Annotated in this window: 18 protein-coding genes and 1 pseudogene; 13 read left to right on the forward strand and 6 right to left on the reverse strand. The window is 69.1% G+C overall.

What is annotated here, in order from left to right:
- Positions 1 to 36 precede the first annotated feature (36 nt).
- A complete protein-coding gene (locus ACWH43_RS02475; protein ID WP_158443856.1) occupies positions 37 to 1,188 on the forward strand; it encodes an amidohydrolase in 1,152 nt (383 codons plus the stop codon).
- 135 nt (positions 1,189 to 1,323) lie between these two features.
- On the opposite strand, the gene ACWH43_RS02480 is transcribed toward ACWH43_RS02475, so the two are convergent.
- The 3 genes from ACWH43_RS02480 to uxaC all read right to left on the reverse strand — a co-directional run bounded on the left by ACWH43_RS02480 (position 1,324) and on the right by uxaC (position 5,116).
- The gene (locus ACWH43_RS02480; RefSeq protein ID WP_158443857.1) at positions 1,324 to 2,154 is read right to left on the reverse strand and encodes a transporter substrate-binding domain-containing protein; all 831 of its coding nucleotides are present in this window, start codon (positions 2,152 to 2,154) and stop codon (positions 1,324 to 1,326) included.
- 92 nt (positions 2,155 to 2,246) lie between these two features.
- A complete protein-coding gene (locus ACWH43_RS02485; RefSeq protein ID WP_158443858.1) occupies positions 2,247 to 3,716 on the reverse strand; it encodes a mannitol dehydrogenase family protein in 1,470 nt (489 codons plus the stop codon).
- Positions 3,713 to 5,116 carry a glucuronate isomerase gene (gene uxaC, locus ACWH43_RS02490; RefSeq protein WP_158443859.1) on the reverse strand — a complete coding sequence of 468 codons (1,404 nt, stop codon included), beginning with the start codon at positions 5,114 to 5,116 and terminating at the stop codon, positions 3,713 to 3,715. Before uxaC ends, ACWH43_RS02485 begins: the two co-directional genes overlap by 4 nt.
- A gap of 179 nt (positions 5,117 to 5,295) precedes the next feature.
- On the opposite strand from uxaC, the gene ACWH43_RS02495 reads away from it, so the two are divergent.
- The 5 genes and pseudogenes from ACWH43_RS02495 to ACWH43_RS02515 all read left to right on the forward strand — a co-directional run.
- Positions 5,296 to 6,786: an ABC transporter substrate-binding protein gene (locus ACWH43_RS02495; RefSeq protein ID WP_158443860.1), complete on the forward strand. Its 1,491-nt coding sequence runs from the start codon at positions 5,296 to 5,298 to the stop codon at positions 6,784 to 6,786.
- Positions 6,787 to 6,940: 154 nt separating this feature from the next.
- A complete protein-coding gene (locus ACWH43_RS02500) occupies positions 6,941 to 7,885 on the forward strand; it encodes an ABC transporter permease (protein WP_158443861.1) in 945 nt (314 codons plus the stop codon).
- Positions 7,882 to 8,742: an ABC transporter permease gene (locus ACWH43_RS02505; protein ID WP_158443862.1), complete on the forward strand. Its 861-nt coding sequence runs from the start codon at positions 7,882 to 7,884 to the stop codon at positions 8,740 to 8,742. Before ACWH43_RS02500 ends, ACWH43_RS02505 begins: the two co-directional genes overlap by 4 nt.
- Positions 8,743 to 8,912: 170 nt before the next feature.
- Positions 8,913 to 10,295 carry an amidase gene (locus ACWH43_RS02510; RefSeq protein ID WP_158443863.1) on the forward strand — a complete coding sequence of 461 codons (1,383 nt, stop codon included), beginning with the start codon at positions 8,913 to 8,915 and terminating at the stop codon, positions 10,293 to 10,295.
- Between the two features lie 26 nt (positions 10,296 to 10,321).
- Positions 10,322 to 10,474 (forward strand): annotated as a pseudogene (locus tag ACWH43_RS02515) (SDR family NAD(P)-dependent oxidoreductase); the annotation flags it as partial.
- 105 nt (positions 10,475 to 10,579) lie between these two features.
- On the opposite strand, the gene ACWH43_RS02520 reads toward ACWH43_RS02515, so the two are convergent.
- Positions 10,580 to 11,509 carry a tyrosine recombinase XerC gene (locus tag ACWH43_RS02520; RefSeq protein ID WP_158443865.1) on the reverse strand — a complete coding sequence of 310 codons (930 nt, stop codon included), beginning with the start codon at positions 11,507 to 11,509 and terminating at the stop codon, positions 10,580 to 10,582.
- A gap of 175 nt (positions 11,510 to 11,684) precedes the next feature.
- Here ACWH43_RS02520 and ACWH43_RS02525 point away from each other — a divergent pair, with 175 nt between their 5' ends.
- From ACWH43_RS02525 to ACWH43_RS02550, 6 genes are all read left to right on the forward strand, one after another.
- Positions 11,685 to 13,886: a primosomal protein N' gene (locus ACWH43_RS02525; RefSeq protein WP_158443866.1), complete on the forward strand. Its 2,202-nt coding sequence runs from the start codon at positions 11,685 to 11,687 to the stop codon at positions 13,884 to 13,886.
- A gap of 218 nt (positions 13,887 to 14,104) precedes the next feature.
- Positions 14,105 to 14,674, forward strand: coding sequence for a F0F1 ATP synthase subunit delta (locus ACWH43_RS02530; RefSeq protein ID WP_158443867.1), 570 nt, complete (start codon positions 14,105 to 14,107; stop codon positions 14,672 to 14,674).
- The gene (gene atpA, locus ACWH43_RS02535; protein ID WP_158443868.1) at positions 14,674 to 16,206 is read left to right on the forward strand and encodes a F0F1 ATP synthase subunit alpha; all 1,533 of its coding nucleotides are present in this window, start codon (positions 14,674 to 14,676) and stop codon (positions 16,204 to 16,206) included. Before ACWH43_RS02530 ends, atpA begins: the two co-directional genes overlap by 1 nt.
- 104 nt (positions 16,207 to 16,310) lie before the next feature.
- Positions 16,311 to 17,180 (forward strand): F0F1 ATP synthase subunit gamma, encoded by an 870-nt coding sequence (locus ACWH43_RS02540; RefSeq protein ID WP_158443869.1) that lies wholly within the window; start codon positions 16,311 to 16,313, stop codon positions 17,178 to 17,180.
- A 79-nt stretch (positions 17,181 to 17,259) separates the two neighbouring features.
- Positions 17,260 to 18,747, forward strand: coding sequence for a F0F1 ATP synthase subunit beta (gene atpD / locus ACWH43_RS02545; protein WP_158443870.1), 1,488 nt, complete (start codon positions 17,260 to 17,262; stop codon positions 18,745 to 18,747).
- A 141-nt stretch (positions 18,748 to 18,888) separates the two neighbouring features.
- Positions 18,889 to 19,302, forward strand: a complete 414-nt coding sequence (locus ACWH43_RS02550; protein WP_158443871.1) for a F0F1 ATP synthase subunit epsilon — start codon at positions 18,889 to 18,891, stop codon at positions 19,300 to 19,302.
- Positions 19,303 to 19,513: 211 nt separating this feature from the next.
- On the opposite strand, the gene ACWH43_RS02555 is transcribed toward ACWH43_RS02550, so the two are convergent.
- Positions 19,514 to 20,011 carry an RNA pyrophosphohydrolase gene (locus ACWH43_RS02555; protein ID WP_158443877.1) on the reverse strand — a complete coding sequence of 166 codons (498 nt, stop codon included), beginning with the start codon at positions 20,009 to 20,011 and terminating at the stop codon, positions 19,514 to 19,516.
- A 70-nt stretch (positions 20,012 to 20,081) separates the two neighbouring features.
- Positions 20,082 to 20,387, reverse strand: a complete 306-nt coding sequence (locus ACWH43_RS02560) for an ArsR/SmtB family transcription factor (protein WP_158443872.1) — start codon at positions 20,385 to 20,387, stop codon at positions 20,082 to 20,084.
- A gap of 89 nt (positions 20,388 to 20,476) precedes the next feature.
- Between ACWH43_RS02560 and ACWH43_RS02565 the strand changes: the two genes are divergently transcribed.
- The gene (locus ACWH43_RS02565; protein ID WP_158443873.1) at positions 20,477 to 21,577 is read left to right on the forward strand and encodes an NADH:flavin oxidoreductase/NADH oxidase; all 1,101 of its coding nucleotides are present in this window, start codon (positions 20,477 to 20,479) and stop codon (positions 21,575 to 21,577) included.
- Positions 21,578 to 21,588 lie beyond the last annotated feature (11 nt).

A 21,588-nucleotide genomic window follows, 5' to 3' on the forward strand; every position in this document is an offset into this window, starting at 1 on the left:
TTTCTCATCTGCCCACTCCTTTGAAAGGATGCCGCCTTGGACCGCGAACTGCTCGACAAGCTGACCGCCTGGCGACGCCATCTCCACGCCCATCCCGAACTCGGCCGCCAGGAGAAGATGACGAGCGCCTTCGTGCAGGAGAAGCTGACCGAGCTGGGCATCCCCTTCACCGCGGGCATCGGCGGCCATGGCGTGGTGGCGACGCTGCGGCGCGGCTCGTCGGAGCGCACGGTGGGCCTGCGCGCCGACATGGACGCGCTGCCGATCCAGGAGGTCAACGACCTGCCCTACAAATCCGGCACGCCCAATGTGATGCATGCCTGCGGCCATGACGGGCACACCACCGCGCTGCTCGGCGCGGCGGCGCTGCTCAAGGGCGACGAGGGCTGGAGCGGCACGGTGCAGCTCGTCTTCCAGCCGGCGGAGGAGGGCGGCGGCGGCGCCCAGGCGATGCTGGCCGACGGCGTGCTCGAGCGCTTCCCGATGGAGCGGGTCTTCGCCCTGCATAACTGGCCGGGGCTCGAGGCCGGCACCGTCGCGGTGCATCGCGGGCCGGTGATGTCCGAGCCCGGGCGCTTCAAGATCACGCTGACCGGCACCGCGGGGCACGCCGCCCTGCCCGAGCAGACGCATGATCCGATCGTCGCGATGGGCCATCTCATCGTCGCCTTGCAGACCATCGTCTCGCGCAATGTCGACCCGATGGAATCGGCGGTGGTCTCGATCGGCCAGGTGCATGGCGGCCTCGCCTCCAACCAGATCCCGACCCGGGTCTGGATCGAGGGCACCTTCCGCACCTTCGTGCCGGCGGTGCGCGAGCGGCTGCTGCAGCGCCTCAACGCGATCGCCGAGAACGTTGCCGCGACCTTCGAGATGACAGCGGCGGTGGAGACCTCGCACGGCCTCGCCACGATCAACACCGCGCCGGAGGAGGATATGGCCGCCGCCGCCGGAGCGGCCGCGGGGCTGACCGTGCGGCGCGACCTCAAGGCCAGCACCACCGGCGAGGATTTCGCCTATTTCCTGGCGCGCCGTCCCGGCTGCTACATCTGGATCGGCAACGGCCCGGCGGTGGATGGCGGTGAGCTGCACAATGACCGCTACGACTTCAACGACGCGATCCTGCCCGCGGCATCGGGCTGGCTCGCGGCGGTGGCGAAGCAGGCGCTGAGCAGCAACGCGCCCTGAGGCGGCGTGGACAATTGCCGGATCATGTATGATCGGCACCACCGCTGTCATTCCGGGCTTCGCGCAGCGAAGAATCCGGAATGACAGGCGTGTGATTCGAGACCACCGTGATCAAGCGTCAACAGCGCCTGAAGCTTAATAGGGGCTGACCGGGAAGAAGCGCAGATAGAGGCGGCTGTAGCTGCCGTCGTCCCAGAGGCTCTGCAGCGCGTAGTCGATGGCGCGCTTCAGGGCGGGATCGTCCTTGCGCAGCAGGAAGGCGACGCCCTCGCCGAAATAGCGGCTTTCGAGATAGGGGCCGCCCGAAAAGGCGAACTCGCCGCCGCCGGCGGCGATGAGCAGGGCGAGCGCCGTGCCGTCGCCGAAGACATATTCGGCATCGCCGCTGCGCAAGGCCGCGACGGCGGCGTTGAGGCTCGCGGCCTCGCGCCGCTGCACGAAGGGCATCAGCCGCTCGAGAAAGGCCTGGTGCGCCGTGCCGCCGACGACCGCGACGCGCCGGCCCTGGAGGCTCACGCTGTCGAGCGCGGCGCGGGCATTGCCGCGCGTCGTGACGAAGCGGGCAGGCGCCCGGAAATAGAGATGGCTCGCGGCGAAGCGCTCGCGGATCGCCGGCGTCAGGTTCATCGCCGCGGCCAGCACGTCGCCGCGTCCCTCGCCGAGCGAATCCAGCAAGGTGTCGAAGCGGCGCGGCTGAATGGTGCAGGTCCAGCCGAGTTTTTCACAGACGGCGCGGGCGAGCTCGACCGAGAAGCCGGTCAGCGCCCCGTCCGGCCCGGCGAAATGGAAGGGCGGATAGTCGTCGTCGGCGAGGAAGCGCACGACGCGCGGCGGGCCGGGCTCGGGCCGGTCGAGCCGGATGCGCGGGTCCCAGAAATTCGGGATGGCGACGCGCGCGGCTTCCTGCGCGGCGGCGGTGCCGGCGACGAGGAGCGCGAAGGCGAAGGCGGTGAGCGCGCGAAGCATCGCGCGCATCTGGCGCCGGATGGCGGACGGGATCAAGGGGGAGGGAAGCCGCGGCTTTTCCCGTCTCCCCGCGGAGGGAAGGGAGGTCCGGGTCAGCCCAGGCTCGCCGCCGTCGCTTTCGCGCCCTTGTCGAAGAGCGCGGCGAGATGGGCGGCGACCGGCTTCGTGAAGCGCTCCTCGCCCGGCAGGTCGGTGCCGAAGATCGCCCCGATGCCAAGCAGGCTCGCGCTCAAGGCCGCGGCATCGCGCCCGGCCGCCTCGGCGCGGCGCTTCAGCTCCGCCGCCAGCGGATCGCGCACCTCGATGGCGCCGCCCTTCTCGTCGATGCCGGTGACGTAGCGCATCCAGGCCGCGACGCCGAGCGCGAGATGGTCGATGCCGCCGCCGGCCCTCAGCCGCTCGCGGATGGTGCCGAGCAGGCGCTGCGGCAGCTTCTGCGAGCCGTCCATGGCGATCTGCCAGGTGCGGTGGCGGATGGCAGGATTCTGGAAGCGGACGAGCAGATCCCTGGCGTAATCCGCCAGCACGACGCCCTGCGGCGCCGGCACGGTCGGGATGATCTCGTCCCAGAGCCCGGCGAGGAAGCGGGCGAAGACCGGATCGCCGCTCGCCTCGGACACGGTCTCGTGACCGGCGAGATAGCCGAGATAGGCGAGCGAGGAATGCGCGCCGTTCAGCATCCTGAGCTTCATGAACTCGAAGGGCGCGACCTCGGAGACCATCTGCGCGCCGACGTCATGCCAATCGGGTCTGCCTTCCACGAAGGTGTCCTCGATCGCCCATTGCCGGAAGGGCTCGCCGATGACCGGCGCGGCGTCGTCCAGACCGGTCAGCTTCGCGACCTCGGCAATATCCGCTTCCGTGGTCGCGGGGACGATGCGGTCGACCATGGTGGCGGGGAAGGCGCCCTCGGCCTCGATCCAGGCCGCGAGTTTGTCATCCATGAGCGCCGCGAAATCGCGCACGAGGCCGCGCAGCACATGGCCGTTCGAGGGGAGGTTGTCGCAGCACAGCACGGTGAAGGGGCCGCGCCCCTCGGCGCGGCGCAGGCGCAGCCCGGCGACGAGGATGCCGACGGCCGAGCGCGGCGCCTCGGGATTTTCGAGATCGTGCAGGATGTCGGGATGGTCGGCCCTGAGCCTGCCGGTCGCGGGATCGTGGCAATAGCCCTTCTCGGTCACGGTGAGCGAGACGATCCGGGTATCGGGCGAAGCGATGCGGGCGACGAGGGCGGAGGGGCCTTCCGGCGCCACCAGGACATCCAGCACCGAGCCGATGACGCGCAGTTCCGGTCCCGCGGGGGCGAGCTTGAGCAGGGTGTAGAGCCCGTCCTGCGGCTTCAGCCGGTCGCGCTGGTCGGGGCGCTGGAGGCTGGCGCCCACGATCCCCCAGGCGCCGAAGCGCTTCTCCAGCGCATCCTCGGTGTATTCGGCGAGGTGGCCGCGGGCGAAGGCGCCGAGGCCGAGATGAACGATGCCGGGCCGGAGGGAGGCGCGGTCATAGGCCGGGCGGCGAACGGTGGCCGGCAGGCTTGCGAGGGTGGCGGCGCAGAGGCGGGTCACAGTTTGTAGGCCTCCTTGGCGAGGCGATAGGCGAGGTCGGGCGCGACCTCGGCCGCCTCGTCCTCGTCGAGCCGGTGCTCGGCGACGAGCTTGGCGAGATAGGCGCAGTCGACGCGCCGCGCGAGGTCGTGCCGGGCGGGGATCGAGAGATAGGCGCGGGTGTCGTCGTTGAAGCCGACGGTGTTGTAGAAGCCGGCCGTCTCGGTGGTCAGCTCGCGGAAGCGCAGCATCGCCTCGGGCGCGTCGAGGAACCACCAGCCCGGCCCGAGCCGCAGCGCCGGGTAATGGCCGGCGAGCGGGGCGAGCTCGCGCGAATAGACCGTCTCGTCGAGGGTGAAGGCGATGACGGTGAGGTTCGGCTCGTTGCCGACCGCGTCGAGCAGCGGCTTCAACGCCTCGACATAATTGGTCGCGGTCGGGATGTCGGCTCCCATGTCGCGGCCGAAATGCTCGAAGAGATAGGGATTGTGATTGCGCCAGGAGCCGGGATGGATCTGCAGGACGAGCCCGTCGTCGAGGCTCATCTTGGCCATCTCGGTCAGCATCTGGCCGCGGAACAGGTCGGCGTCCTTGGCCGAAACCTTGCCCTTGAGAACCTTGGCGTAGAGCTTCTCGGCCTCCGCCGCGGAGAGATTGGCGGTGCGCGCCGTGGCATGGCCATGGTCGGAGGAGGTGGCGCCGCGCTGCTTGAAATAGGCCCGGCGCTTGCGGTGGGCTTCGAGATAGCCGGTCCAGGTGCCGATATCCTCGCCGGTGAGCTCGCCGAGCTTCTCGAGATTGCCGGCGAAGCCCTCGAATTCCGGGTCGACGACGCTGTCGGGCCGGTAGGCGGTGACGACCTTGCCGCCCCAGCCGGATTCGCGGACCATGTCGTGCCATTTCAGATCGTCGAGCGCGCCTTCGGTGGTGCTGATCGCCTCGATGTTGAAGCGCTCGAACAGGGCGCGCGGGCGCAGCTCCGGCTCGTCCAGCCTGGCGGCGATTTTGTCATAGATCCGGTCGGCGTTCTCAGGGTTCAGCCGCTCGTTGACGCCGAAGATGGTCGAGGCGGCATGCTCGAACCAGAGCCGCGTCGGCGTGCCGCGGAAGAGATGCCAGTGGCTGGCGAAGGTCTTCCAGATCTTGCGCGGATCGGTTTCGACCTCGGCGCCGTCCTTGCGCGGGATGCCGAGCTGCTCCAGCCGGACGCCCTGCGAGTAGAGCATGCGGAAGATGTAGTGGTCCGGCTTGACGAAGAGGGTCGCCGGATCGGGGAAGGCGTTGTTCTCGGCATACCAGCGCGGATCGGTATGGCCGTGCGGGGAGATGATCGGCAGGTCGCGGACCGTGGCGAAGAGCCGGCGCGCGATGCCGCGCGTTACCGGATCGGCGGGAAAGAGGCGATCATCGTGCAGCAGCATGGTTATCTCCCGAATGCTGGCCGATCTCTAGAACCGTGCAGGGCGAGGGTCAATCGCCTGGTATACTAGTGCGCCAGCGCTGCGCTGTTCGTAAGCCCATGGTCGTGGGCGAAGCGGGCTTGCAAGCGGCTTCGCCGCCGCGCCATCCTGCCGGCCGCAACCGGTTCGGAGCGAGGACGATGACGACGCGGCGTGAACTTCTGGCGGGGGCGGGTCTCGCCGCCGTCGCGACCCAGATGCCGGCGATCGCCTTCGCCCAGGCGAAGGACGCCGTCACAATCGGCATGACGCTGGAGCCGCCGACGCTCGACCCGACCTCCGGCGCGGCGCAGGCGATCCGCGAGGTGACGCTGCAGAACATCTTCGAGGGGCTGGTCAGGATGGACCGGACCGGCAGGATCCAGCCCTGCCTCGCGGAAAGCTGGGAGATCGCGCCCGACAATGTCACCTATCGCTTCAAGCTCAGGAGCGGCGCGACTTTCCATGACGGCACGCCCTTCACCTCGGAACAGGTGAAGTTCTCCTTCGAGCGGGCGGTGGCGCCGGATTCGACCAATGCCCAGCGCCAGCTCTTCACGCCGATCGCCGAGATTTCGACGCCCGATCCGGCGACCGTCGTCATCAAGCTCAAGCAGCCGACGGCGAGCTTCCTCTACGGCCTGACATGGGGCGATGCGGTGATCGTCGCGCCGGCGAGCGCCGCCGGCAACAAGACCAATCCGGTGGGGACCGGCCCCTATAAATTCGCGCGCTGGAACCGGGGCGACCGGCTCGAGCTCGCCCGCTTCGACGGTTATTGGGGCCCGAAGCCGGCGCTGGCCAGGGCGACCTTCCGCTTCATGTCCGACCCGCAGGCGCAGGTCGCGGCCCTGCAGGCCGGCGATATCGACGCCAACACCAATCTCTCGGCGCCGGAGGCGGTGGCGCAGCTCAAGGCCGATCCAAAACTCACCGTCACGATCGGCCGCACCGAGGGCGAGACGGTGCTCGCCACCAACAATGCCAAGCCGCCCTTCGACAATCTCAAGGTGCGGCAGGCGATCGCGCATGCGCTCGACCGCAAGACCATCGCGCTCGGCGTCTACGGTTTCGACGTGCAGTTGATCGGCAGCCATTTCTCGCCGCTGCACCCGGCCTATGTCGACCTGACCGGCACCTATCCCTACGATCCCGAGAAGGCCAAGGCGCTGCTCAAGGAGGCGGGCTTCCCGAACGGCTTCACCTGCACGCTGAAGCTGCCGCCGCCGTCCTATGCGCGGCGGGCCGGCGAGATCGTCGCGGAGCTTCTGGCGCAGGTCGGGATCAAGGCCGCGATCGAGCCGCTGGAATTCCCGCAATGGCTGGAGCGCGTCTTCCGCAACAAGGATTACGACCTCAGCATCATCGCCCATACCGAGCCGCTGGATATCGATATCTATGCCCGCGACGACTACTATTTCCAGTACAAGAACCCGGCGTTCAAGGCGCTGATCGCCAGGATCTCGGGCACGCTGGACGAGGGCGAGCGCAACGAGCTCTACCAGCAGGCGCAGCGCATGCTGGCTCAGGACGCGGTCAACGGCTTCCTGTTCATCCTGCCGAAGATCACCGTGGCCAAGGCCGGTCTGGAAGGCATGTGGACCGACTGGCCGCTGCCGGTGACGCCGCTGGCGGAGCTGCGCTGGCGTTGAGCGCATCGCCGCGGATCCAGCCGGGTCATCCCGGGCGACCGGAGGGAGGCCCGGGATCCATGCCTGAACCTCTATCGGGAACGTTCCGGCATGGATCCCGGATCGGCGCCGCCGCGCGGCTTGTCCGGGATGACGGCGCGGAGGGGGGCAGGCGGTGATCGGCTACGCCCTGCGCCGCCTGGTCGCGCTGGTGCTGACGCTGCTGGCGGCGGCGCTGGTGATCTTCCTCGTGCTGGAGGTGCTGCCGGGCGACCCCGCCGCGGTGACGCTCGGCCTCAACGCCTCGCCCGAGGCGCTCGCCGCGCTCCATGCCGAGATGGGGCTCGACAAGCCGGGCTGGCTGCGCTTCCTCACCTGGCTCGGCGGGCTCGCCAGCGGCGATCTCGGCCTGAGCTACACCTATCGCGTCCCGGTGGCGCAGCTCATCGCCGAGCGCATGGCGGTGACGCTGCCGCTTGCCGTGCTCGCCATGCTGCTCGCCGTCCTGATCGGCATGCCGCTCGGCGTGCTCGCCGCCTCGCGGCGCGGCAGGATCGCGGATGCCGGGGTGATGGCCTTCGCGCAGGCCGGGCTCGCCATCCCGAATTTCTGGTTCGGGCTCCTGCTGGTGCTGGTCTTCGCGGTCGGGCTCGGCTGGCTGCCGGCGAACGGCTTCCCCGGCTGGCAGGCGGGGTTCGGCACGGCGCTGAAGTCGCTGGCCATGCCGGCGCTGGCGCTCGCCCTGCCGCAGGCGGCGATCATCGCCCGGGTGACGCGCTCGGCCATGCTCGACACGCTGCAAGAGGATTTCGTCCGCACCGCCCGCGCCAAGGGGCTGAGCGAGGGCGTGACGCTGCGCCGGCACGCGCTGCGCAACGCGCTGATCCCGGTCGTGACGATCCTGGGGCTGCAATTCTCGGTGCTGATCGCCGGCGCGATCATCATCGAGAACGTCTTCGCCCTGCCGGGGCTGGGGCGGCTCGTCTTCCAGGCCATCGCCCAGCACGATCTGATCGTGGTCAAGGACCTCGTCATGCTTTTCGCCGGGCTCGCGATCATCGTCAATTTCGCCGTCGAGCTGCTTTACGGCCTGATCGACCCGCGGCTGAGGCAGGCATGAGCGTCGCAGTGGACAAGGCGCCCGGCGGCCGGAAGCGCCGGTGGCTCTCGCCCTCCTTCGCGATCGGAGCGGTGTTGAGCCTCGCCGTCGTGGCGATGGCGCTCGTCTCCTATCTCTGGACGCCGCATTCGCCGACGCAGATGGCGATCCTGAAGCGGCTGCAAGGCCCCTCGGCGGCGAACTGGTTCGGCACCGACCAGTTCGGGCGCGACGTCTTCTCGATGATCATGGTCGGCGCGCGCAATTCGCTGGCGGTGGGGCTCGGCGCCGTCGGCATCGGCATGCTGCAGGGGACCGTGCTCGGCTTGATCGCGGCGGTGAGGCGCGACGGCCTCCTCGACCATGTCATCATGCGGACCGCCGATTTCACCCATGCCTTCCCGGCCGTGCTGACGGCGATCATGATGACCGCCATCGCGGGACCGGGCATGCTCAACGCCGTCGTCGCCATCGGCGTGCTGAACCTGCCCTATTTCGCAAGGCTTGCGCGCGGCGCGGCCCTGCAGGTCTGGACGCAGGATTTCATCCAGGCGGCGCGGGCGGCGGGGCTGACCAGCCGGCAGATCACGCTGCATCATGTCCTGCCCAACATCGCCGGTATCTTGGTGGTGCAGGCGACGATCCAGTTCGCGCTCGCGGTGCTGGCCGAGGCGGGGCTGTCCTATCTCGGGCTGGGCACGCAGCCGCCGAACCCGTCCTGGGGGCGGATGCTCAACGAGGCGCAGACCTTCATGGCGGCGCAGCCCTGGCTTGCGATCTTTCCGGGTGCCGCGATCGCGCTGACCGTGCTGGGGTTCAACCTGCTCGGCGACGGCTTGCGCGACGCCATCGATCCGCGCCTGCGCCGGAGCCGGTGACGAACGAGGCACGCTCATCCCGGGCGGAGCGAAGCGCAGACCCGGGATCCATGCCGGAGCGCGTCAGGATAAGGTTCAGGCATGGATCCCGGATCGGCGCCGCCAAGGCGGCTTGTCCGGGATGACGGCCATCGGGTGGAGAGGGTGAATATGGGAACGAGGGTTTTCCGATGACCGACCTTGCCGATCTGAGCGCGGCCGAACTGCTCGCCGCCTATCGCGGCCGCTCGCTCTCGCCGGTGGAGGTGACGGAGGCCGTCATCGCCCGCATCGCCGCCTGGGAGCCGCAACTCGACGCACTTTGGGCCTACGATCCCGAGGCCGCGCTGGCGCAGGCGAAAGCCTCCGAGATGCGCTGGCGGAAGGGCGAGGCGCTGCCGCTCGACGGCGTACCCGGCACGATCAAGGAGAACATCCGCACCAAGGGCGTCGCCGTGCCGCTCGGCACCGCCGCGACCGAGCTCGTTCCCGCCGCCGACGATGCGCCGCCGGCGGCCAGGCTGCGCGAGGCGGGTCTCGTCATCCTCGCCAAGACCACCATGCCGGATTACGGCATGCTCTCCTCCGGCCTGTCGAGCTTTCACAAGCTGGCGCGCAACCCCTGGGACCTGAGCAGGAACCCCGGCGGCTCCTCGGCCGGCGCCGGAGCGGCGGGGGCGGCCGGCTACGGCCCCTTGCATGTCGGCACCGATATCGGCGGCTCGATCCGCCTGCCGGCCGGCTGGTGCGGGCTCGTCGGTTTGAAGCCGAGCTTCGGGCGCGTGCCGATCGACCCGACCTATTACGGCCGCGTCGCCGGGCCGATGACCCGCACGGTCGAGGACGCCGCGCTGATGATGCGGGAATTGTCGAAGCCCGACCCGCGCGACGGCATGAGCCTGCCGCCGCAGCGGATCGACTGGCTCGCGCTCGATCTCGACCCGAAGGGGCTGCGCATCGGCTTGCAACTCGACGCCGGCATCGGGCTTACGGTCGAGCCGGAGACGAAGGCCGCGATCGAGGCGGCGGCAAAGGCCTTCGCCGATGCCGGCGCCATCGTCGAGCCGGTGGCGCCGCATATCACCCGCGCCATGCTGGACGGGCTCGACGATTTCTGGCGCCAGCGCGCCTGGGTCGATATCGGCGCCTTGCCGGCGGAGAAGCAGGCCAGGGTGCTGCCTTACATCTTCCAATGGGCGGAGGGCGGGAGGAACCTGCCGGGCGAGCGGGTCTATCGCGGCATGAGCCAGATGATGGCGATGCGCGATGCGGCGCTGAAGGCGATCGGGCCCTACGACTTCATCCTCTCGCCGGTCTCGCCGGTGCCGAGCTATCCGGCCGAATGGGCTTCCCCGGTCGACGATCCGGCGAGGCCGTTCGAGCATATCTGCTTCACGGTAGCGGCGAACATGTCGGACCAGCCGGCGATCTCGGTCCATGCCGGGCTGACCGCGGCGGGGCTGCCGATCGGGCTCCAGATCACCGGCCGGCGCTTCGACGATCTCGGCGTGCTGGGGATGGCGCGTTTCTGGGAACGGATGCGCGGCCCGGTCGTCTGGCCGCGCCTTCCCTGATGCATTGACCGAACAGGAGACATGCCGTGGATCTGCAGCTCGAAGGCAAGCGCGCGCTGGTGACCGGCGGCAGCAAGGGCATCGGCCGCGCCATCGCGCGGCAATTGGCGCTGGAAGGCGCCGATGTCGTCATCGCGGCCCGCAGCCGGGACGAGCTGGCGGAGGCGGCCGAGGTCGCGGATATCGTCGCCTTCCTCGCCTCGCCGCGCAGCGTCGCGATCAATGGCGACGCCATCGCCTGCGGCGGCGGCGCGCGCGGGGCGATCCATTACTGAGCCGGGCCGTCAGGCGCCGCGTGCCCGCGGATGGGCGGCGTCATAGGTCGCCATCAGCCTTGCCGAGTCGATGCGGGTGTAGATCTGCGTCGTCGAGAGCGAGGCGTGGCCGAGCAGTTCCTGGATGGCGCGCAGGTCGCCGCCGCGGCCGAGCAGATGCGTGGCGAAGGAATGGCGCAGGCTGTGCGGCGTCGCCGATGAGGGCAGGCCGAGAGCGCCGCGCAGGCCTTCCACCGCGAGCTGGATGATGCGGGCTGAGAGCGGCCCGCCCTTGGCGCCGACGAAGAGCGGGCCTTCGGGCGGCAGCCGCCAGGGGCAGAGCCTGAGATATTCGGCGATGGCCTCGACCACGACGGGCAGCACCGGCACCATGCGCGTCTTGCTACCCTTGCCGATCACCGTCAGCGTCTCTCCGGCGCTTCGCGGTGCCTGGGCGCGGGCGAGCGAGAGCGCTTCCGAGATGCGCAGCCCGCTGCCATAGAGCAGGCCGAGGACGGCGGCGTCGCGGGCGAGGATCCACGGTTCGCGCTCCTCGCCGGCTCGGGTGCCGGCCTGGGTGACGGCGCGGGCCGAGGCGGGCTCGAGCGGGCGCGGCAGGGATTTGCCGAGGCGCGGCCCGCGCGTCGCTGCGAAGGCGGCGGCGCCGAGCTTGCCGTTGCGCTCGCCGAAACGGGCGAAAGAGCGCAAGGCCGCGAGCTGGCGCATCAGCGTGCGGTTGCCGACGCCGTCGCGCCGGCGCCGGCCGAGGAAGGCGCGCAGGTCGACGGGCTTCAGGCCGGCGATGTCGGCGAGGGTGGGGGCGCCGCCGAGATGCTCGGTCAGGAAGGCGGCGAACTGGCCGAGATCGCGGGCATAGGCTTCCAGCGTCTTGGGCGACAGCCGCCGTTCGGCCGAGAGATGGCCGAGCCAGTCGCGCCGGAAGGAGTCGAAATCGGTCATGGCGGTAGGATGACGCTCCTGCCTTAACAGCAGCCGAATCGGTGCTAGACACGGGCGCAGGAAACACGCCGTCATCCCGGACAAGCCGCGCAGGCGGCGCCGATCCGGGATCCATGCCTGGGCCGTTCCGGCGTGGATCCCGGTCGCCCGGGATGACGGGGCAGTATGTGTGGCGATGGCGCAGCTCGATCTGATCGACGACAGGGAAGAGACGGGGCAAGGCGGCACGGTCGACGTGCTGATTCCGCTCGGGCTCGACCAGGCCTATAGCTATGCCGTGCCGCCGGGGCTCGCGCTGGCGCCGGGCGATGTCGTGCAGGTGCCGCTCGGGCCGCGCGAGACGGTCGGGGTGGTCTGGTCCGTCGGCTCCGGGCGGGGCGGCAATCTCAAGAAGGTCACCGGCAAATACGACATGCCGCCGCTCGATCCGGCGCTGCGCAAGCTCGTCGACTGGGTCGCCTGGTACACGCTCGCCGCGAAAGGCTCGGTGCTGGCGCTGGCCCTGCGGCGCCAGCCGGACGACACGCCCGAGCGGCCCAGGCTCGGCGTCAGGCTTGCCGGCCCGCCGCCGGCCCGGATGACGCCGGCCCGCGCAAGAGCCATCGCCGCGGCGGAAGGCGGGCTGCTGATCGCGAAATCGGCTTTGGCCGAGGCGGCCTCGGTCAGCGCGGCGGTGATCGATTCCCTCGTCGACGCCGGGACCTTCGTCGTCGAGCCGCTGCCGCGCGAGGCCGTCGCGGCCTTGCCCGACCCCGCCCATGCGGTGCCGGAGCTGTCGGACGGGCAGGCGGAGGTGGCGCAGGCGCTGGTCGCCTCCGTGCAGGCGAAGACCTATGGCGTCTCGCTGCTCGAAGGCGTCACCGGCTCGGGCAAGACGGAGGTCTATTTCGAGGCCGTGGCGGAGGCGGTCCGGCTCGGCCGCCAGAGCCTGATCCTGATGCCGGAGATCGCGCTGACGGCGCAGTTCATCGACCGTTTCGAGGCCCGTTTCGGGGTGCGTCCGGGGCTCTGGCATTCGGCCGTGACCGGCAGAAAGCGAGAGCGTTTGCAGGCGGCCATCGCCAGCGGCGAGGCCAAGGTGGTGGCGGGCGCCCGCTCGGCGCTGTTCCTGCCCTACAGGGACCTCGGCCTGATCGTCGTCGACGAGGAGCACGAGCCCGCCTACAAGCAGGAGGACGGCGTCGCCTACCACGCCCGCGACATGGCCGTGGTGCGGGGCCGGATCGAGAACGCGCCGGTTGTCTTGGCTTCCGCCACACCCTCGCTCGAAACCCGCGTCAATGCCGAGCGGGGCCGCTACGCTCATCTCAAATTACCCGAGCGTTTCGGCGGGCGCGAACTGCCGAAGCTCGGGCTGGTCGATCTGCGCCGCGACAAGCCGGAGCGCGGGCGCTGGCTCTCGGGCGCGCTGATCAAGGCGATCGAGACCAATCTGGAGGCTGGTGAGCAGTCGCTGCTCTTCCTCAACCGGCGCGGCTATGCGCCGCTGACGCTCTGCCGCGATTGCGGCCACCGCTTCCAGTGCCCGAACTGTACGGCCTGGCTGGTCGACCACCGCTTCCGGCGGGCGCTGGTCTGCCATCATTGCGGCCATGTCGAGCGCCGGCCGCATGAATGCCCGGCCTGCCACAAGCCCGAAAGCCTCGTCGCCTGCGGGCCGGGCGTCGAGCGGCTGGCCGAGGAGGTCGCGACGCTTTTTCCACAGGCGCGCTCGATCGTGCTCTCCAGCGACTTTCCCGGCGGGACCGAGCGGCTGAAGCAGGAATTGATGGCGGTGGCGCAGGGCGAGTTCGACATCGTCATCGGCACGCAGCTCGTCGCCAAGGGCCATAATTTCCCCGGAATGACGCTGGTCGGCGTCGTCGATGCCGATCTCGGCCTGACCTCCGGCGATCCGCGCGCGGCCGAGCGGACCTTCCAGGCGCTCCGGCAGGTGACCGGCCGCGCGGGACGGGGCGAGAAACCGGGCCGCGCCCTGCTTCAGACGCATGACCCGGAGCATCCGGTGCTGAAGGCGCTGGTCTCGGGCGATCCGGAGCGGTTTTATGCCGCAGAGGAGGCCTCGCGCGAGGCCGCGGGATTGCCGCCCTTCGGGCGTCTGGCGGCGCTGATCGTCTCGGCGAACAGCCAGGCCGAGGCCGAGAACCATGCCCGGGCGCTGGCGCGCTGCGCCGAGGCCGGCGAGGGAATCGTCGTGCTGGGGCCGGCGGAAGCGCCGCTGGCGGTGCTGCGCGGGCGCCATCGCATGCGCCTGATCGTCAGGACGGCGCGGGAGGTCAACCTGCAGGATTACCTGCGCGGCTGGCTGAAGCGCGGGCCCAGGGCCAAGGGCTCCGTGCGCGTCGCGGTGGACGTCGATCCGCAGAGCTTTCTCTAGATTCCTTCGGATTGCGGAAAGCCGTGGCAAAATGGCCGCTTACCAAGGCCAATCAGCGATTGCGTGGCCTCCGGCCGCATGCTAGTGCACCGCCACATTTCGGTCGCGAAGTCGTCTTGTCGGCTTTGCGCCTATGATACTCGCAGCGTCGGAACCCTGCACTCCACCTTCGTCCTGAAGGTCGCCGGTGCGGTTCCTTGAAACGAGAGACGGGAAGCGTGGCTGAAGGCGGATCGCAGGGGACATTGGTGTCGGGCGTGGCTCAGCGCTACGCCACCGCTCTGTTCGAGCTGGCTGAGGAGAACGGTGCGATCGACACCGTCGCCGCCGCTCTGGACTCCTTCAACGGCCTGCTCGCCGAGAGCGCCGACCTGACCCGCCTGATCGCGAGCCCGGCCTTCACGGCCGAGGAGCAGGTCGCCGCGGTCAGGGCCGTGCTCGAGAAGGCCGGCATCACCGGCATCGCCGCCAATTTCATCGGCCTCGTCGCCAGCAAGCGCCGCCTCTTCGCGCTGCCGGGCATGATCACGGCCTATAAGCGCCTGGTCGCCGAGGCCAAGGGCATCGTCTCCGCCGAGGTGACGGTCGCCGAGCAGCCCACGGCCAAGCGCGTCGACGAGATCCGCGCGGCGCTGAAGGGTGTCGCCGGCAAGGATGTCGATGTTTCGATCAAGGTCGATCCGGCGCTGATCGGGGGGCTCGTCGTCAAGATGGGCTCCCGCATGGTCGACGCCTCGCTGAAAACCAAGCTCAATTCAATTCGTCTTGCCATGAAAGAGGTCGGCTGATGGACATCCGCCCCGCTGAAATCTCCGCCATCCTGAAGGCCCAGATCTCGAATTTCGGGTCGGAAGCTTCGGTCACCGAAGTCGGCCAGGTTCTCTCCGTCGGTGACGGCATCGCTCGCGTCTACGGTCTCGACAAGGTCCAGGCCGGCGAGATGGTCGAGTTCGAGTCCGGCGTACGCGGCATGGCGCTCAACCTCGAAAGCGACAATGTCGGCGTCGTGATCTTCGGCTCCGACCGCGACATCAAGGAAGGCCAGACCGTCAAGCGCACCGGCGCCATCGTCGACGTTCCGGTCGGCAAGGAGCTGCTCGGCCGCGTCGTCGACGCGCTCGGCAACCCGATCGACGGCAAGGGCCCGATCAAGGCCAAGGAGCGTCGCCGCGTCGACGTCAAGGCACCCGGCATCATTCCGCGCAAGTCGGTGCACGAGCCGATGGCGACCGGCCTCAAGGCGGTCGACGCCCTGATCCCGATCGGCCGCGGCCAGCGCGAGCTGATCATCGGCGACCGCCAGACCGGCAAGACCGCGATCGCGCTCGACACGATCCTGAACCAGCGCCCGCTGAACGTCGAAGGCGCTCCGGAGAGCCAGAAGCTCTACTGCGTCTACGTCGCCGTCGGCCAGAAGCGCTCGACCGTCGCCCAGCTCGTGAAGGTGCTCGAAGAGCGCGGCGCGATGGAGTATTCCATCGTCGTGGCCGCGACCGCTTCGGACCCGGCCCCGATGCAGTTCCTGGCGCCCTTCGCCGGCTGTTCGATGGGCGAGTTCTTCCGCGACAACGGCATGCACGCCGTGATCATCTACGACGACCTCTCCAAGCAGGCCGTCGCCTACCGCCAGATGTCGCTGCTGCTGCGCCGCCCGCCGGGCCGCGAGGCCTATCCGGGCGACGTGTTCTATCTCCACTCTCGCCTGCTGGAGCGCGCGGCGAAGATGGGCGAGGCCGCCGGCCTCGGCTCGCTGACGGCGCTGCCGGTCATCGAGACGCAGGCGAACGACGTCTCCGCCTACATTCCGACCAACGTGATCTCGATCACCGACGGCCAGATCTTCCTGGAGACGGACCTGTTCTACCAGGGCATCCGCCCGGCCGTGAACGTCGGCCTCTCGGTGTCGCGCGTCGGCTCCTCGGCGCAGACCAAGGCGACGAAGAAGGTCGCCGGCAAGATCAAGGGTGAGCTCGCCCAGTATCGCGAGATGGCCGCCTTCGCCCAGTTCGGCTCGGACCTCGACGCGGTGACGCAGCGCCTGCTCAACCGCGGCGCCCGCCTGACCGAGCTCTTGAAGCAGCCGCAGTTCTCGCCGCTGAAGATGGAAGAGCAGGTCGTGGTGATCTATGCCGGCGTCAACGGCTATCTCGACCCGCTGCCGGTCAACAAGGTGCGCGCCTTCGAGGACGGGCTGCTCTCGCTCGTTCGCTCGAAGCATGCCGACCTTCTGAACGAGATCGGCTCGTCGAAGGATCTCTCGGACGCCAATGCGGCGAAGCTGAAGGAGATCGTCGAGGGCTTCGCGAAGTCCTTCGCCTGATCGTCATTGCAGGCGCGGCCGGGCACGAGGCTCCGCCGCGCCGCTTCTCTGGATTGCTTCGCAGCCGCGGCGAACGCGGCTGACGGGTAGGGGATCAAGATCGGATGCCGTCCCTCAAGGACCTACGCAACCGCATCGCCTCGGTGAAGGCGACGCAGAAGATCACCAAGGCCATGCAGATGGTCGCGGCCGCCAAGCTACGCCGCGCGCAGTCGGCCGCCGAGGCCGCGCGTCCCTATGCCGAACGCATGGAGACGGTGCTGGCGAATCTCGCCTCCGGCGTCAGCGGGTCGAGCGCGCCGCGGCTGATCGCCGGCACGGGCGCCGACAAGGTGCATCTGCTGCTGGTGCTGACCGCCGAGCGCGGCCTGTGCGGCGCCTTCAACTCCTCGATCGCGCGGCTGGCCCGCGACAAGGCGCTGGCGCTGAAGGCCGAGGGCAAGACGGTCAAGATCATCTGCGTCGGCAAGAAGGGCTACGACATCCTGCGCCGGCAGTTCGCCAGCGAGATCATCGAGTTCATCGACCTGCGCGAGTTCAAGCAGGTCGGCTTCGTCAATGCCGAGGCGATCGCCCAGAACGTGCTGACCCGTTTCGACAATGGCGAATTCGACGTCGCGACGCTGTTCTTCTCGAAGTTCAAGTCGGTCATCGCCCAGATCCCGACGGCGCAGCGCATCATCCCGGCCGAGATCCCGGAAGGCACGGAGCAGACCGATGCGGTCTACGACTACGAGCCGGACGAGGGCGAGATCCTCGAGACGCTGCTGCCGCGCAACCTGACCGTCCAGATCCTGCGCGGCCTCCTGGAGAACGCCGCTTCCGAGCAGGGCGCGCGGATGTCGGCGATGGATTCCGCCACGCGCAACGCCGGCGAGATGATCAAGAAGCAGACCACGCTCTACAACCGCTCGCGCCAGGCGATGATCACGAAGGAACTGATCGAGATCATCTCCGGGGCGGAAGCGCTCTAACCGCCTCTTCTATACGGCCGGCGGGCCGCTCTCCGCCGGCTGCCGAAACATCCGAATGCGCTAGTCCCGAGGTTCCACCATGGCCAAAGCCGCTACCAAGACCACCAAGAAGACCGCCGACGAGAAGCCCGCCAACACCGGCACCGGCCGCGTTGCCCAGGTCATCGGCGCGGTCGTCGACGTGCAGTTCGACGGCGCCCTGCCGGAGATCCTGAACGCGCTGGAGACCGAGAACCTCGGCAACCGCCTCGTCCTCGAGGTCGCCCAGCATCTCGGCGAGAACACGGTCCGCACCATCGCGATGGACTCCACCGAAGGCCTGGTCCGCGGCCAGTCCGTGACCGACACCGGCGCCCCGATCGCGGTGCCGGTCGGCGACGAGTGCCTCGGCCGGATCATGAACGTCATCGGCGAGCCGGTCGACGAGGCCGGCCCGATCCTGACCACCGCGACCCGCGGCATCCACCAGCCGGCCCCGGCCTATTCGGAGCAGTCGACCGAGGCGCAGATCCTGGTCACCGGCATCAAGGTCGTCGACCTGCTGGCGCCCTACGCCAAGGGCGGCAAGATCGGCCTGTTCGGCGGCGCCGGCGTCGGCAAGACCGTGCTGATCATGGAGCTGATCAACAACGTCGCGAAGGCCCATGGCGGCTACTCGGTGTTCGCCGGCGTCGGCGAGCGCACCCGCGAGGGTAACGACCTCTATCACGAGATGATCGAGTCCAACGTTAACAAGGACCCGAAGGAGAACAACGGCTCGACCGCGGGCTCCAAATGCGCCCTCGTCTACGGCCAGATGAACGAGCCGCCGGGCGCCCGCATGCGCGTCGCCCTCTCGGGCCTGACCGTCGCCGAGCATTTCCGCGACCAGGGCCAGGACGTCCTGTTCTTCGTCGACAACATCTTCCGCTTCACGCAGGCGGGCTCGGAAGTGTCGGCGCTGCTCGGCCGCATCCCCTCGGCGGTGGGCTATCAGCCGACGCTCGCCACCGACATGGGCAATCTGCAGGAGCGCATCACCACCACGACCAAGGGCTCGATCACCTCGGTGCAGGCGATCTACGTGCCGGCCGACGACCTGACCGATCCGGCCCCGGCGACCTCCTTCGCCCACCTGGACGCCACCACCGTGCTCTCGCGCTCGATCGCGGAAAAGGGCATCTATCCGGCGGTCGACCCGCTCGACTCGACCTCGCGCATGCTCTCGGCCGACATCGTCGGCGAGGAGCATTACTCGGTCGCCCGCCAGGTCCAGCAGGTGCTCCAGCGCTACAAGGCGCTGCAGGACATCATCGCGATCCTGGGCATGGACGAGCTCTCGGAAGACGACAAGATGACGGTCGCCCGCGCCCGCAAGATCGAGCGCTTCCTGTCGCAGCCCTTCCACGTCGCGGAGGTCTTCACCGGCTCGCCCGGCAAGCTCGTCTCGCTCGAGGACACGATCAAGGGCTTCAAGGGCCTGGTCGAGGGCAAGTACGACCACCTGCCGGAGGCGGCCTTCTACATGGTCGGCTCGATCGAGGAAGCCGTCGAGAAGGCGCAGCGCCTGGCCGCCGAGGCCGCGTAAGCAACTGCGTCAGCAGTCGTCCCGGGCGGCCGCAGGCCGGCCCGGGATCCATGCCTGAGCATGGAACGTTAGAGGTTCTGGCATGGATCCCGCCGCTCCGCTTCGCTGCGGCCGGGATGACGTCGGAGGAGAGTTAAGGCGATGGCCACCTTCAAGTTCGAACTCGTCTCGCCGGAGCGCATCCTGTTCTCGGGCGACGTCATCAGCGTCATCGTCCCCTCGGTCGAAGGCGAGATGACGGTGCTCGCCGGCCATGCGCCGCTGGTCGCGACGCTCAAGACCGGCATCGTCTTCGTCCAGACGACGGAGAGCAACGGCAAGGAATTCTTCGTCAATGGCGGCCTCGTCGAGGTCAACCAGGCTTCGACGACGATCCTCGCCGAGCAGGGCCGCTTCCTCGAGGACGTCGACACCGCCGTGCTCGACGCCGAGATTCTCACGGTCGAGACCCGCGTCGCGGGCGCGCATAACGACGAGGAGAAGAAGCGCCTGCAGGAGAGCCTGGTGCAGTTGCGCGAGTTCAAGCACGTCTTCGAACAGCGCAAGGCGGCCTGAGCCGCCATCCCGCTTCGGAATGCGAAGGGGCCGCGCGAGCGGCCCTTTTTCGTTGGCCGGGACCGGGGCGATCGAGCGTCATTGCGAGCGCGGCGAAGCAATCCCAGGCGGCAGGGCAGGCGCGTTCAGCCCGGTCCCACCGGATTGCTTCGCCGGCTTCGCTCCTCGCGATGACGGCGCGCCCGGCTTATGGCCGGTCCGGGAGCTGCGTTCAGCGAGGCGCCGCGAAAGCCGCGAAGGCCTGCGCCACCTTCTCGTAGACCGGGCGCTTGAACGGCACGACCAGCCCGGGCATCCCGGCCAGCGGGTGCCAGCGCCATTCGCTGAACTCGGGCGGTTCGTCGCCATTGGGCCTGCCGATATCCATCGCCTCCTCGCTGCCGGTGAAGCGGAAGGCGACCCAGCGCTGGCGCTGGCCGCGGAAGGCGGCGAGCTTGTGCCAGGGGCCGTGATAGGGCGGGAAATCATAGCTCCACCATTCATCGGTCACGGCGAGGAGATCGGCCTGCGTGACGCCGGTCTCCTCCTCCAGCTCGCGCCGTGCGGCCGCGACGACGTCCTCGTCCGGATCGATGCCGCCCTGCGGCATCTGCCATTCGAAGCCGGGCAGGACGATCTCCGGCCCGGCGCTGTGCGAGCGGCCGGCGAAGACCAGCCCCGCGGCGTTGAACAGGGCGATGCCGACATTGGGGCGGTAGGGGAGGCTCATCCGCGCAGCATAGGGCGTGTTCCCGCGCCGCGGAACCGCTTCGTCGGCGCCCGTCGCGACCATGGCTGGCTCAACCGTCCTGCTTCGACAACACGCAGGCGAGCAGGCCGGGAAAGCGGTCCTCGATCTCCTCGCGGCGCAGGGCGTTCATATGCGTCGCGCCCTCGTTGCGCGTGCGGATCAGCCCGGCCTGTCGCAGCACGCGGAAATGATGCGAGACGCTGGATTTCGGGCGGTCGCCTTCGAGCGCCTGGCAGCTCGCTTCTCCCTCGGCCGCGAGCCGGCGGACGACAGCCAGGCGGAACGGGTCGCTCAGAGCGTGAAAGACGTCCTCGAGCGCGATGTCGTCCAGAGCGGGCAGGCGGGCAGGTCGCATAAGGCTAAACTATCACGCGGTTTTGATATTGCCAAACTTCGATAAATATCGAACTATCGAAACATCAAATTCCGGCAATGGAGCCCCGTATGCCCGGCCTGTTCGACCCTTTCAGCCTGAAGAACGTCACCTTGCGCAACCGCATCGTCGTCTCGCCAATGTGCCAGTATTCCGCCGAGGAGGGGCTCGCCAACGCCTGGCACGGCGCGCATCTGGCCGGGCTGGCGCGCGGCGGCTCCGGCCTCGTTGTCATCGAGGCCACCGCGGTCTCGCCGGAAGGGCGGATCACGCCCGGCTGCCTCGGCCTCTGGAACGATGCGCAGGCCGAGGCGCTGGCGCCGATGGTCGCCGGGATGCGCAAGGCCGGGGCGGTCGCCGGCATCCAGATCGGCCATGCCGGGCGCAAGGCCAGCGCCAACCGGCCCTGGGAGGGCGACGATCATATCCCGGCCGGCGATCCGCGCGGTTGGGAGCCGATCGCGCCCTCAGCGATCGCCCAGGGCGGCAACCTGCCGCGGCTGCCGCGGGCGATGACGCAGGCCGATATCGACCGCGTCCGCGCCGATTTCGTCGCGGCGGCCGAGCGCGCCCGCGAGATCGGCATCGAGTGGCTGAAGCTGCATTTCGCCCATGGCTATCTGGCGCAGAGCTTCCTGTCGCGCCACGCCAACCGGCGCGAGGATGCCTATGGCGGCAGCTTCGAGAACCGCAGCCGCTTCCTGATCGAGACGCTGGCGGCCGTGCGCGAGGTCTGGCCGGAGGATCGCCCGCTTTCGGCTCGTCTCGGTGTCATCGAGTATGACGGCCATGACGAGGAGACGCTGGCCGAGGCGATCGCGCTGGTGAAGCGCTTCAAGGCCGAGGGGCTGGACCTGATCGATGTCAGCCTCGGCTTCTCGACCAACGAGGCGAAGATCCCGTGGGGCCCGGCTTTCCTGGCGCCGGTGGCGGAGCGGGTGCGGCGCGAAAGCGGGCTGCCGACCACCACGAGCTGGTACATCAGCCGGCCCGAGCAGGCCGACGCGCTGCTGCGCGAGGGCAAGCTCGACCTCGTCTCGCTCGGCCGGCCGCTGCTGGCCGACCCGCACTGGCCCTATGCCGCCGCGCAGGCCCTCGGCGTCGAGAACCCGGCCTGGAAGACCCTGCCGGCGCCCTACGCCCATTGGCTGGCGCGCTATCGCGCGGCCTGAGGCGGAGGGCC

The organism is Allobosea minatitlanensis, assembly GCF_964020775.1.

Coding starts and splice junctions, on each gene's coding strand:
- ACWH43_RS02555 (WP_158443877.1), bottom strand. CDS start 20,011: ATGAGCCTCCCCTACCGCCCCAATGTCGGCATCGCCCTGTTCAACGCC.
- uxaC (WP_158443859.1), bottom strand. CDS start 5,116: ATGCTGCTGCACGATGATCGCCTCTTTCCCGCCGATCCGGTAACGCGC.
- ACWH43_RS02550 (WP_158443871.1), top strand. CDS start 18,889: ATGGCCACCTTCAAGTTCGAACTCGTCTCGCCGGAGCGCATCCTGTTC.
- ACWH43_RS02480 (WP_158443857.1), bottom strand. CDS start 2,154: ATGCTTCGCGCGCTCACCGCCTTCGCCTTCGCGCTCCTCGTCGCCGGC.
- ACWH43_RS02510 (WP_158443863.1), top strand. CDS start 8,913: ATGACCGACCTTGCCGATCTGAGCGCGGCCGAACTGCTCGCCGCCTAT.
- ACWH43_RS02525 (WP_158443866.1), top strand. CDS start 11,685: ATGGCGCAGCTCGATCTGATCGACGACAGGGAAGAGACGGGGCAAGGC.
- ACWH43_RS02495 (WP_158443860.1), top strand. CDS start 5,296: ATGACGACGCGGCGTGAACTTCTGGCGGGGGCGGGTCTCGCCGCCGTC.
- ACWH43_RS02520 (WP_158443865.1), bottom strand. CDS start 11,509: ATGACCGATTTCGACTCCTTCCGGCGCGACTGGCTCGGCCATCTCTCG.
- ACWH43_RS02565 (WP_158443873.1), top strand. CDS start 20,477: ATGCCCGGCCTGTTCGACCCTTTCAGCCTGAAGAACGTCACCTTGCGC.
- atpA (WP_158443868.1), top strand. CDS start 14,674: ATGGACATCCGCCCCGCTGAAATCTCCGCCATCCTGAAGGCCCAGATC.
- atpD (WP_158443870.1), top strand. CDS start 17,260: ATGGCCAAAGCCGCTACCAAGACCACCAAGAAGACCGCCGACGAGAAG.
- ACWH43_RS02505 (WP_158443862.1), top strand. CDS start 7,882: ATGAGCGTCGCAGTGGACAAGGCGCCCGGCGGCCGGAAGCGCCGGTGG.
- ACWH43_RS02540 (WP_158443869.1), top strand. CDS start 16,311: ATGCCGTCCCTCAAGGACCTACGCAACCGCATCGCCTCGGTGAAGGCG.
- ACWH43_RS02560 (WP_158443872.1), bottom strand. CDS start 20,387: ATGCGACCTGCCCGCCTGCCCGCTCTGGACGACATCGCGCTCGAGGAC.